This window comes from Streptomyces sp. NPDC003284 (assembly GCF_053589675.1).
In genome coordinates, this window is record NZ_JBSFSI010000028.1 from 90493 (window position 1) to 101802 (window position 11310).

Genomic DNA, 11310 nt, shown 5'->3' on the forward strand with positions numbered 1-11310 from the left:
CGGTGCGGGGAGAGCTGGGCGGTCAGGGGCGGTCGGGCGGGTGGGGCGGGAGGAGCGGCAGGGCGTCCAGGGGGAGTTCGACGCGTACTTCCGTGCCGGTCCCGGGCCGGTCGGCCGGGCCCACGCACAGGCGGGCGCCGATCGCGGTGGCGCGTTCGGTCATGCCGAGCAGCCCGAAGTGGCCGCTGCCACGCAGGTGTTCGAGGGTGGTGCTCGGGGGCAGGCCCCGGCCGTCGTCGCGGACGGTGAGGCGGAGCAGGCCGCCGTCGACGTCCGCGCCGACCTCGACGCGGGTCGGCGCGGCGTGGCGGTGGGCGTTCTCCATCGCCTCGGCGGCGAGGGCGAGGAGGTGGCGGGCGACGGCGGGCGGCAGCGGGGGAAGCGGAGGCGGGCAGGTCTCCGGCTCCTGACCGGCGGCCGGGGGCGTCGTAGTGGTCGAAGTCGAGGCCGAGGGCGCGGGCGCGGGCGCGGGCGCGGCCATCGTCGTGGGCGTCGTCGTGCGGCAGGTCGTCGGCACGCCGGTGCGGGCGCTGAACGCCCGTGCCTCGGCCGCCAGTTCCGCGCACAGGTCCGTCCTGCGGTCCGGATCGTGCGCGCGCCGCAGGTCCGTGAGGAGTTCCCGTGACTCGGCGGCGGCGCGGCGGGCCGAGCGGGCGACCAGGTCGGCCTGCCGCCGGATCAGGGCCGGGTCCGGGCGGACCGCCCCGGCCGAACACGCCAGGCCGTCGGCGGCCAGGGCCACACCGTGCAGGGTCTTGGCCACCGAGTCGTGCATCTCCCGTGCCAGACGGGCGCGTTCGGCGTTCACGGCCTCGGTGACGGCAAGCCGTGCCTGGACCGCGGTCAGCGTGCGGGTGGCCTCGCCGAAGCGGAGGAGCAGCGTGCGCTGGGTGGCGCCGACCGCGCCCACGATCAGGCACAGGCCGGGGAAGAGGGCGGACTGGGCCAGATCGGCGTGCGGCTGTCTGGCGGCGATGTGCACCAGCAGGAGGATCAGCGACTGGAGCGAGGCGAAGAGCGCCGCGCCGCGCCAGCTGTAGACGAGGCCGGCCAGCAGCGGGGTGCAGACACTGACGTACGCCAGGACGCTGTCCGGTCCGGCCGCGATGAGCGGGAGCGCGCCGAAGAGGGTGTCCAGGACGAGGAGGGTGGGGTGCCGCAGGAGCAGCGGGCCGAAGCGCTCCCAGTCCCGGAAGAGCACGTAGGAGCCCATGAAGGTGACGACCACCGCGGCGCCCACCAGGCGGACGGCCAGGCCGGGGGCGGCGTGCACGAGGGCGACGGGGGCGGCCAGCGCGATCATCGCCAGGCGGAACGCGAAGACATGGCGGCACATCGCTTGCAGGGCGCTGATCTGGAGCTTTTCCGGCGCGAGGGGGTGCGGGGCGGGAGCCGTCGCCAGGGCGGGGACACCCTCGGGTACCTGTACCTCTGCTGGGACCGGGACCGGCGCGGGCTCGGGGTCCCCTCCCCCTCCCCCTCCCCCCGTTTCCGGCGCCATGCGCGGCGCGTGCCGGAGTAAGCCCGTGCGGAGGTGGCGTTCCTCCGTGGTCGCCGTGGTCAGCGTGGTCGGCGTGGTCGTACGCATCTGGCCCCTACTCCCCTGTGACGGAGCCGAAGTCCACGCCGGAGCCCAGGAGGAGGCCCGCGGCGAGGAGGATGAGGGTGGCCGGGACCATGAAGGTGGTGATCATCATGGTGGCCTTGGGGACCGCGCGGGCGGCCTTGCGGCGGGCGTTCTGCGCGTCGGTGCGGCGCATGTCCTTGGCCAGGGACACGAGCGTGTCGACGATCGGCGCGCCCAGTTCCTCGCCCTGCTGGAGGGCGGTGACGAACATGGCGACCTGCTCGGAGTCGTTGCGGCGGCGCAGTTCCGCGAACGCCTCGCGGCGGCTCATCCCGAGGTCCATCTGGCGCAGGGTGATGCGCAGTTCGTCCGCCCACGGGCCCTCGTACCGGGAGGCCACCCGGTCCAGCGCCTGGCGGAAGCCGAGTCCGGCGCTCACGACGACGGCGAGGACGTCGAGGAAGTCGGGCAGCGTGCGCTCGATGACGTCGCGGCGGATGCGGATGGCCGACCAGATGCCGACCTCGGTCCAGAACGCGCCGAAGGCGAAGAGGAGGAGCGCGACGACGTACTGTCCGCGCAGCAGGGAGATCAGGCCGCCGAAGCCGCCGAGGAAGCCGTAGACCGCGCGCCGGGCCGCGTAGCGGTCGATGGTCAGGCCGCCCGGGTTGCCCGCCAGGTCGATCTTGCGGCGGTAGCGCGCGACCAGCTTGGGGCCCATCAGGCGCAGTACGGCAGGGGCGTAGCGCATGCCCAGGCGGTCGATGACGGAGCCCACCGCGCCGGTGCGGGTGGCGCCGACCTCCAGGGCGAGGGCGAGGTCGCTGGGCAGCCGGGCGTCCGCGCGGTACATGCGGACACCGGCGAAGACGCCCGCGACGCCGAGCGCCGCCACCAGGGCGAGCAGCCATGCCATCGTCGGTTCTCTCCTTCCTGTCTTCCGGTGCTTCCGACTCGCCCGCCTCCGCGGGCCGTTCTGGCGCTATACGTCGATACGGGACATCCGGCGGATGAGGAAGAAGCCGACGGCGTAGAGCGCGAAGGCGACGATCACGGCGCCCTGGCCGAGCGGGGAGCCCGTCATGCGCTCCAGGGCACCGGACTTGACGCCGTTCATCAGGAAGAGCGCGCCGACGCCGAGCACGGGTACCGCGTACGAGGTCATGTTGACCTGGGAGAGCTGGGTGCGGATCTCGCGGCGGGTCTCCTTGCGCTCCTCCAGGGTCTCGGTGAGGTTGCGCAGGGCGCCGACGACCTGGCCGCCGGCCCGGTTGGACAGGACGAGGGTGGTGACCAGGACGACGAGTTCGCGGGAGGGCAGCCGGTCGGCGAGTTCGCCGAGGGCGTCGTCCATCGAGGCGCCCAGCGCGAGCTGGTGGGCGACCTTGCCCAGTTCCTCGCCCGCGGGGGCCTCCAGTTCCTCGGCGGCCATGCCGATCGCGGTGCGCAGGGCGAGGCCGGCCTGGGTGGCGTTGGCCAGGATGCGGGCGAGTTCGGGGAGCTGGTTGATGAACTTCTCGATGCGTTTGGCGCGCTGCCAGTTGAGGAACTGCACGGCGGCCCAGACACCGAGGAGCCCGGCGAGCGGCCCGAAGAACGGAGCCAGGGCGGCCTGGCCGATCAGCCAGAGGGCCGCCACCACGGCGAGCATGCAGGCGAAGAACTCGCCGGGGGTGACGTCCAGGCCGGTGGCGGCGAGCCGCAGTTCCAGCCGACGGCCGAGGGCGGTGCGGCGCAGTCTGCGGTCCAGGGAGCGGAAGCGGCGTCTGCGGCCCGTCTCGGTGCCGCCGGTCAGGGCGAGCCGGTCGACGAGTTCGGCGCGCTGGGCCCGGCCGGAGGTGTAGGCGTGCAGGCCGACGACGGCCAGGACGCAGGCCAGCAGGGCGACCCCGGTGGTGAGGGTGACGAGGGTGCTCAGTTCCATGGGGTGGCTCCTGACCGCCTGCTCCGGACGCGTCGTGGCGGGGTGGCCGCGGGCGTCGTGGGCGTGGGCGTCGTGGGCGTCGTACTGGGCATAGGACTCATACAGCTCACACAGCTCACACAGCTCATACGGCTCATACGGCTTCCCGGGTGGCCAGTTGGTCCGTGGACCGGGCGACGCCGAAGGCCGCGGGGACGGGCTGGCTCGCCATGTGGAGGCGGTCGGCGGCGCGGCGGGGCAGCGGGTGGTGCTCGAAGGCGCCGTGGATACGGCCGTCCGCGGTCATGGGCCGGGCGGCGAAGCGGGCCACGGTGGTCAGCCGGTACGGCTCGCCGCCGTGGCTGTCGAGCAGGGCGATCTCGGTGACGCGGCGGGCGCCGTCCGCGAAGCGGGTGAGCTGGACGAGGACGTCCACGGCACTGTTGATCTGGTCGTGCAGCGCCGGGAAGGGGATCTCCACCTCGGACATGGAGGCCAGGGTCTGAAGGCGCATCAGGGCGTCCTCGGCGCTGTTGGCGTGCACGGTGGCCAGCGAGCCGTCGTGGCCGGTCGACATGGCCTGGAGCATGTCCAGCGACTCGCCGCCGCGGACCTCGCCGACCACGATGCGGTCGGGGCGCATGCGCAGGGAGTTGCGGACGAGGTCGCGAATGCTGATCCGGCCGCGGCCCTCGACGTTGGGCGGGCGGGCCTCCAGGCGTACGACATGGTGCTGCTGGAGCTGGAGTTCGGCGGAGTCCTCGATGGTGATGATGCGCTCACCGTCCGGGATCAGCCCGGACAGGGCGTTGAGCAGCGTGGTCTTGCCGGTGCCGGTGGCGCCGGAGACGATGATGTTGAACCTGGCCTGCACCAGTCCGGCGAGCAGATAGAGCATGTGCTCGTCGAGCGAGCCGAACCCGATCAGCTCCTGGAGGGTGAAGGAGCGCGGGAAGCGGCGGATGGTGAGGACGGGGCCGGTCAGCGACAGCGGCGGGATGATCACGTTGACGCGTTCGCCGGACGGCAGCCGGGCGTCGACCATGGGGTTCGTCTCGTCCACGCGCCGGTTGACGGTGGAGACGATCCGTTCGATGGTCTGCATCAGCTGCTCGTGGGAGGCGAAGCGGAGCGGGAGCTGTTCGACCCGGCCGCCGCGCTCCACGAAGATCGCGTCGGGGCCGTTGACCATGATCTCGGTGATGGACGCGTCTTCGAGCAGGGGTTCCAGGATGCCGAGGCCGAGGGCTTCGTCGACCACCCGGCGGATCAGCCGGGAGCGCTCGGCCGTCGACAGGACCGGGCCCTCGCGGCTGATGATGTGCCCGAGCACCCGCTCCAGCCGTACCCGGCGCTCGGCGGGGGCGAGCGCGCTCATCTCCGCGAGGTCGATCTCCTCCAGGAGCTTCGCCCGGTAGGAGGCGACCAGATGGGCGTCCTCGCCCCGGCTGCCTTGCTCCTGCGGGGAGTTGATGCGTGCGCGCAGACTCATGGGGGCGGGGCTCCTCGTCCTCGGTCACTGGTCGAGCGGGGGTCGTCGAGCGGCATGGTGGCGGTCTTGCGGACCGTGCCGACCGGGTTCCACAGCGGGATGACGGAGGGGATGCGCACGGTGGCCGTGACGGTGACCGTGTCGCCCCCGGCGGCGGGCGAGCAGGTGGTACGGCCGGAGAGGCCGCCGCTGACCGCCGCCGCGCACGCCGCCTGCGCGTCGTGACCGAGCGAGGCGGCGCGCGCCCCCGCCCGTGCCGCCGTACCGGCCTGGAGGGCGCAGAAGGCGACGAGTCCGATCTGGATGGCCGCGAGGCCGACCAGCAGCAGGACCGGGACGAAGCCCAGGTACTCGATGGCGACCTGGCCACGGTCGGCGCGCGCGCCGCGCCGGGACCGCCGGATCCACGGCATCTCAGCGCTTCACCTCCTCCACGGCGGCGGCATGGCCGCTCACCGGGATGGGGAACCCGATCAGACCCGGCAGCAGGACGGGGACGCGCAGGTGCACGGTCGCCGTCACATAGCCGCTCCCCCGCCCTCCGCAGTCGATCGCGGCGTCGCCGTGCCAGGCGCCCGGCAGCGCGCCCAGGGCGGCCCGCTCGCACGCGCCCTGGTAGTCGCCGGTGGCCGCGGTGCCCACCCGGGCTCCCTCGTCGGCGGCGTTCCCGGCGAGCGTGAACGTGTATCCCAGCAGCACGCACTGCCACATCAGGACGAGCGTGACGATGATGGTGGGGGCCATGCCCAGGAACTCGACGGCGACCTGCCCGCTGTCGGACCGCAGCCGCAGCCTCGCCCGCGCACCGCCGTACGGCACCGGAGACCGCGCGCCCGCGCCCCGCGCACCGCCGTACGGCACCGAAGACCCCGCGCCCGCGCCCCGTAACCGCCCTCGCCCCCGCGGCACCCCACGCGTCGCCCCGCTCGTCCCCCTGCTCATCCCCCCGCCTCCCTGCGCCGCCGGAAACTGACCGAGCCCCGGTCGCCGCGCATCCGGCCGTGTCCCTTGGCGGTGGTCACCGGCCGCTTGACCAGGCCGAGTTCGGCGGCCAGGCCCCACAGGGCCTGCTTGACCGTGCTCCGGGCGTCCAGTTCGTGGATGCGGCCGGCGTCGACGAGACCCTGGAGCTCCTTGAAGTTGGCGGGGACGGCGGTCGCGGCCACCGGCGTGCCGGTGATCCGGCCGATGAGCGCGGGCTGGATCTCCGTGGCCCGGTTGTGGCGGTTGACCACGACGGTGGTCTCCTCCGCCTTGCGGACCTGGAGCCGGTCCCACATCCGCACGGTCCGCTTCGCGGCGCGCACCGCGATCACGTCCGGGGTGGTGAGCAGCAGCGCGGTGTCGGCGGTCTCCACGGCCGCCGCGCCCGCGCCGCCCAGCTGGGACCCGCAGTCCAGCACGACGATCTCGTAGCGGGAGCGCAGCGCGCCGACGATCTGGCGGGCGGCCCGGTCGGTGACCTCCTCGCCGCGTTCGCCCTCGCCGGGGGCGAGCAGCAGGGCGAGGCCGGTGTCGTGCCGGAAGACGGCGTCGGCGAGGACACGCGGCGAGATGTCGGTGATGGCGGCCAGGTCGACGACCGAGCGGCGGAACCGGACGTCCAGGTAGGAGGCGATGTCGCCGGTCTGGAGGTCCATGTCGACCAGGGCGGTGCTGTGGCCGGACGCCTGGGCGGCCAGGGCGAGCTGGACGGCGGTCAGGGTGGTGCCGACGCCGCCCTTGGCGCCGCTCACCGTGACCACGCGCCCGCCGGCCCCGCCGGACAGGTCGGCGCCGTGTCCCAGGTGGCGCCGTACGCCCACCGACCACTGGGCCACCGCCTGGACCCGGCTGGCCAGTTCCTCGTAGCCCAGCGGCAGCGGGACCAGGCCGCGGGCACCGGCGTCCATGGCGGCGGAGAACAGGCCGGGGCTCGCGTCGGAGGTGACGAGGATGACGCCGACGGACGGGAAGCGCAGCGCGACCTCGCGGATGAGCTCCAGCGCGGGGACGGGGCCGACGCGTTCGTGCACGACCACGACCTCGGGCAGTTCGTCGACGGATTCGGCGGCCAGCCGGGCGAGGGTGTCCACGAGCTGGGTGGAGTCGCCGACGGCGGCCAGCGGTTCCGCGTCGGGGAGCTGGCTGAGCAGGGTCGTGAGGGACCGGACCGCGTCCGCGTCGCCGGCTGCCGGGAGGATCCTGGTGGGCATGGCTGCGGGCCTCTCACTTGTCGTTCGCGAGTTCGTAGGTCCGGTCCTTGGCCGGCACGTCGGTGTCGCCGCCGGGCGCCACCAGTGCGAGCCGGACCCGCTGGGCGAAGGACTCGGCGTAGGTGATGCGCTGGGCGTCGATGGTGGAGAGCGCGAAGGTGATGGGCACGGCCTCGGTGGGCTGCCGGTCGCGGCTGTCGGCGCCGGGGTCGAGGGCGGTGATCCGGCCGACGTCCAGGACCCGGGCGTTGGTCACGATGATCTTGGACTGGGCGGGGTCGCCCTGCCGCGCCCCGGGGAAGGTGGCGTAGACGTTGACGGTGGCGCCGGGGGTGATCTTGCCGGCCACACCGGTGGCGGCGTCGATCATGATGGCGACCTCCTGCTGCCCGGGGCGCAGCGCGGGCTGGTTCACGATCATGTCGCTCTGGAGCAGCGAGCCCTGGCGCAGCGTGGTGACCGCGATCTTGCCGCGGACCTGGCCGAGGTCGGTGACGGCGTTGGGCGACAGCCAGCGCTTGGGCATCCGGATCTTCTCGAACTGCCCCGCGCTCAGCGGTGTGTACGGCTGTACGTCGGCCTTCAGCTGGTACGCCGTGACCTCCGGGCCGACCTTCGACCTGACGTCGCTGATGAGGGAGAGCACGCCGGCGAACGCGCCGAGGGCGCACAGCACGGACAGGAGCAGGAGTATCACGCCGCGGCGCTGACGGGAGTTCATGAGCCGTACGACCTCGTTGGGGGGTTCGTTCGAGCGGATTCGACGGGGTGCGGGTGGTGCCCGGTGGTGCCGTACCGGTGCGGCCGTACGGTCCACCGGTACGTCGGCCGGGGGCGCGGGCTCACCCGGCGGGCGCGCGGCTCTCTCGGGTCCGGTACGGCTCGTGCGCCTCGTACGCCCCCGGCGCACCCTGCGTACCGGAAGCGCCGCGCGCACCGGACGTACCGGAAGCGCCGTATGCGCCGTACGTACCGGACGCGCCGTACGCGTCGGACGCGCCGTACTCCCCCTGGCCGTCCGGCCGTTCCCCCGGGTCGGGCGGTGCGGCGGAGCAGAAGACGCAGCGGTCGCCGATGACGTCGATGCCGCACCAGTGGCACACGCTCTGCCGTACGGAGGCGACGAGTTGGTAGAGGACCGACAGGTCGGGCAGATAGCCGCAGAACTCGATCAGCTTCCCGGTGCCCCACCAGGCGGCGGACTCACCCGGCAGGGCGGCCTCGCGCAGGCCGAGCGCCCGCCAGGCCGGGGCGAGATGGGCGCCGATCCAGTCGGACTGGAGCTGGCCCTTCGCGACCAGCATCCAGGTCGCGAAGTCCGGTCCGGCGAGGGTGGCTTCGGGGCCGATGCGCACCAGTTGGGCCTGGGGATGGGCGAGGACGCCGAACTGGCTGCCGGGCACCCAGGACCTGGCGTGCGCCTTGAGGTCGACGGGGACGCGGTCCAGGCGGGTGACGGAGTTGAGCACGGCACCGCAGTGGACGTAGTGGGTGAGCAGGCGGGCGGCCGAGGCCAGCACCCCGGGGCCGAGGTCGCAGGAGGCCAGCTGGCGTAACTGGCGGGCCAGCACGGCGACTCCGAGCGGCGGCAGGTCGGAGCGGTAGAGGGCGATGCGGTCGCTCTCCAGCAGCGAACGCACCGTGTGCAGCCGGCGCTCGGCCCCGGCGGGCAGGGCGCGCGAGTACACGACGATCAGGTGCGGGTGCTGGTCGAGCAGGGTCCGTATGCCGTCGAGCGTGCGCTCCAGGGGCTCCCGGGCCAGGTCCCCCAGGACCGCTGCGGGCACGGTCCGTTCGTCCTGGGCGGGCAGTGCCATGTCCGCGCCGGTCACCGCGATCGCAGTTGACACGCCAGCTCCCCGTCTGCCGCCGGTCGGCCCGCCGGTGTTGGTCCGGCGCACCGAGTTGACTTCACTGCGTGACTACGTGAGCACTGTAACCACGCGCCTGTGACCGGAGAACAGCGATTCGCCGACCCGATGGCATGCGTTGCCGCACAAGTCATTTCAAACCCGGGCAGGTTGTGCGCCCGGAGCCGACCCGAAAGCGTGGCGGCGCGACGGTCGGTTGACTCCCGCCGCGCCGGGCGGAGGGCACGGAGCGGACGGTTCCGGACGCCTCGCAGGGCACGGATTTGGTCTGGACCTCTTGACAATGCAATTGGTCTGGACCAACTTGTACGACCAGCAGCGGCACCGCAGTTCATGACTTCCCCTCCCGCTCTCCCCCTCTTCCTTCTCTTCCTTCCCGTACTTCCTTCCCGTTCTTCCCGCCCTTTGCTCTCTTCCCTCCCTTCCTTCTCCTCTCCCCCGGAGGCCCCAGTGGACCGCGCCCCAGGCACGCCCTCAAGCAGACGGCTCCGGCCGCTGAGCATCTGGTCCGGAGCCGTCACCGCGGCCATGGCCCTCTCCCTGGCGGGCACCGGCCAGGCCTCGGCCGCCGACGTCAACAACGCCAAGAACGCCGGTTTCGAGGCGGGTCTGAGCAACTGGACCTGTTCGGCAGGCAGCGGTTCGACCGTCTCCACGCCGGTGCACGCCGGTTCGTCCGCGCTGAAGGCCGCCCCGGCCGGGCAGGACACCGCGCAGTGCACCCAGAAGGTGGCCGTCAAGCCCAACTCGACGTACACGCTGAGCGCCTGGGTGCAGGGCGGCTACACCTACCTCGGCGCCACCGGCACCGGCACCACGGACGTCTCCACCTGGACCCCGGACTCGGCCGCGTGGAAGCAGCTCTCCACGACCTTCACCACCGGCTCCTCGACCACCTCGGTCACGGTCTATCTGCACGGCTGGTACGGCCAGGCGGCCTACTACGCCGACGACGTGTCCGTCTCCGGCCCGGACGGGGGCGGCGGGGGCGACCCCGACCCGACGGTCCCGTCGACCCCGGCGGGACTGGCGGCGGGCAACGCCACCTCCTCCTCGGTCGACCTGTCCTGGAGCGCGGTCTCGGGCGCCACCGGCTACAACGTCTACCGCGACGGCACCAAGGTCTCGGCGGTCACCGGCACCTCCACGACGGTGAGCGGACTGTCCGCCTCCACCGCCTACTCCTTCCAGGTCTCGGCGACCAACGCGGCGGGCGAGTCGGCCAGGTCGGCGGCGGTGAGCGCCACCACGGCGCCCGGCGGCGGCGACGGCAACCACGGCGGCAACCTGCCCAAGCACGCGGTGACGGGCTACTGGCAGAACTTCAACAACGGCGCCACCGTCCAGAAGATCTCCGACGTCCCCTCGGCGTACGACATCATCGCGGTCGCCTTCGCCGACGCCACGACCACGCCCGGCGCGGTCACCTTCAACCTCGACTCGGCGGGCCTGAAGGGCTACACGGTCGACCAGTTCAAGGCCGACATCAAGGCCAAGCAGGCGGCCGGCAAGAAGGTCATCGTCTCGGTCGGCGGCGAGAAGGGCACCGTCTCGGTCAGCGACCCGGCCTCCGCGACGAACTTCGCCAACTCGGTCTACTCCCTGATGCAGACCTACGGCTTCGACGGCGTCGACATCGACCTGGAGAACGGCCTCAACCCCACGTACATGACGCAGGCCCTGCGCGCCCTGTCCACGAAGGCCGGGTCGGGTCTGATCATCACCATGGCCCCGCAGACCATCGACATGCAGTCGACGGGCGCGGGCTACTTCAAGACGGCCCTGAACATCAAGGACATCCTCACGGTCGTCAACACCCAGTACTACAACAGCGGCGCCATGCTGGGCTGCGACGGCAAGGTCTACTCGCAGGGCACGGTCGACTTCCTCACCGCGCTCGCCTGCATCCAGCTCGAAGGCGGCCTCGCCCCCTCCCAGGTCGGCCTGGGCCTGCCGGCCTCCCCGAGCGGCGCGGGCGGCGGCTACGTCTCCCCGACCGTGGTCAACAACGCCCTGGACTGCCTGGCGAAGCTGACCAACTGCGGCACCTTCAAGCCCTCGAAGGCCTACCCCGACGTGCGCGGCGCGATGACCTGGTCCACCAACTGGGACGCCGCCGCGGGCAACGCCTGGTCCAACTCGGTCGGCGCGCACGTCCACGCGATGCCGTGATCCCCGCCTGAACCGAACCCCCCACAGTGCGGCGCCGTCACCGACGGCACCATCTGGGCTCCGTCGAGAGGTTCGAACCGCCGGTGGCCCGGAAACTGAGATCGCTCGGC

The 11310-nt window shown here is 72.8% G+C and carries 9 protein-coding genes and 1 pseudogene; 1 reads left to right on the forward strand and 9 read right to left on the reverse strand.

The features are described from left to right. Nucleotides 1–22 precede the first annotated feature (22 nt). The 9 genes and pseudogenes from ACWDYF_RS34845 to ACWDYF_RS34885 form a co-directional block, all read right to left on the reverse strand. Entirely contained in the window at nt 23–1336 is a 1314-nt protein-coding gene (locus tag ACWDYF_RS34845; RefSeq protein WP_389473611.1) for a sensor histidine kinase, read from the reverse strand. Between the two features lie 259 nt (nt 1337–1595). Then, nucleotides 1596–2483: a DUF5936 domain-containing protein gene (locus ACWDYF_RS34850; RefSeq protein WP_018565143.1), complete on the reverse strand. Its 888-nt coding sequence runs from the start codon at nt 2481–2483 to the stop codon at nt 1596–1598. 66 nt (nt 2484–2549) lie between these two features. After that, the gene (locus ACWDYF_RS34855; protein WP_389473613.1) at nt 2550–3491 is read right to left on the reverse strand and encodes a type II secretion system F family protein; all 942 of its coding nucleotides are present in this window, start codon (nt 3489–3491) and stop codon (nt 2550–2552) included. 133 nt (nt 3492–3624) lie between these two features. Next, complete coding sequence (locus ACWDYF_RS34860) at nt 3625–4962, reverse strand: CpaF family protein (protein WP_389473615.1); 1338 nt, start codon at nt 4960–4962, stop codon at nt 3625–3627. Beyond that, nucleotides 4959–5375, reverse strand: a complete 417-nt coding sequence (locus ACWDYF_RS34865; protein WP_018565139.1) for a TadE/TadG family type IV pilus assembly protein — start codon at nt 5373–5375, stop codon at nt 4959–4961. Before ACWDYF_RS34865 ends, ACWDYF_RS34860 begins: the two co-directional genes overlap by 4 nt. A gap of 1 nt (nt 5376) precedes the next feature. Further along, nucleotides 5377–5706 (reverse strand): pilus assembly protein, encoded by a 330-nt coding sequence (locus tag ACWDYF_RS34870; protein WP_234020896.1) that lies wholly within the window; start codon nt 5704–5706, stop codon nt 5377–5379. A gap of 194 nt (nt 5707–5900) precedes the next feature. Further along, on the reverse strand, nt 5901–7157 hold the full coding sequence (locus ACWDYF_RS34875) for an AAA family ATPase (protein WP_389473618.1): 1257 nt from the start codon (nt 7155–7157) through the stop codon (nt 5901–5903). A 13-nt stretch (nt 7158–7170) separates the two neighbouring features. After that, nucleotides 7171–7878, reverse strand: coding sequence for a Flp pilus assembly protein CpaB (gene cpaB, locus ACWDYF_RS34880; RefSeq protein ID WP_381738348.1), 708 nt, complete (start codon nt 7876–7878; stop codon nt 7171–7173). A gap of 316 nt (nt 7879–8194) precedes the next feature. Beyond that, nucleotides 8195–8974: pseudogene (locus tag ACWDYF_RS34885) on the reverse strand (hypothetical protein); the annotation flags it as partial. 504 nt (nt 8975–9478) lie between these two features. Between ACWDYF_RS34885 and ACWDYF_RS34890 the strand changes: the two are divergent. Further along, nucleotides 9479–11200, forward strand: a complete 1722-nt coding sequence (locus ACWDYF_RS34890) for a chitinase (RefSeq protein WP_381738350.1) — start codon at nt 9479–9481, stop codon at nt 11198–11200. Nucleotides 11201–11310 lie beyond the last annotated feature (110 nt).

Coding starts and splice junctions, on each gene's coding strand:
- ACWDYF_RS34855 (WP_389473613.1), bottom strand. CDS start 3,491: ATGGAACTGAGCACCCTCGTCACCCTCACCACCGGGGTCGCCCTGCTG.
- ACWDYF_RS34875 (WP_389473618.1), bottom strand. CDS start 7,157: ATGCCCACCAGGATCCTCCCGGCAGCCGGCGACGCGGACGCGGTCCGG.
- ACWDYF_RS34845 (WP_389473611.1), bottom strand. CDS start 1,336: ATGTGCCGCCATGTCTTCGCGTTCCGCCTGGCGATGATCGCGCTGGCC.
- cpaB (WP_381738348.1), bottom strand. CDS start 7,878: ATGAACTCCCGTCAGCGCCGCGGCGTGATACTCCTGCTCCTGTCCGTG.
- ACWDYF_RS34865 (WP_018565139.1), bottom strand. CDS start 5,375: ATGCCGTGGATCCGGCGGTCCCGGCGCGGCGCGCGCGCCGACCGTGGC.
- ACWDYF_RS34850 (WP_018565143.1), bottom strand. CDS start 2,483: ATGGCATGGCTGCTCGCCCTGGTGGCGGCGCTCGGCGTCGCGGGCGTC.
- ACWDYF_RS34860 (WP_389473615.1), bottom strand. CDS start 4,962: ATGAGTCTGCGCGCACGCATCAACTCCCCGCAGGAGCAAGGCAGCCGG.
- ACWDYF_RS34870 (WP_234020896.1), bottom strand. CDS start 5,706: ATGGCCCCCACCATCATCGTCACGCTCGTCCTGATGTGGCAGTGCGTG.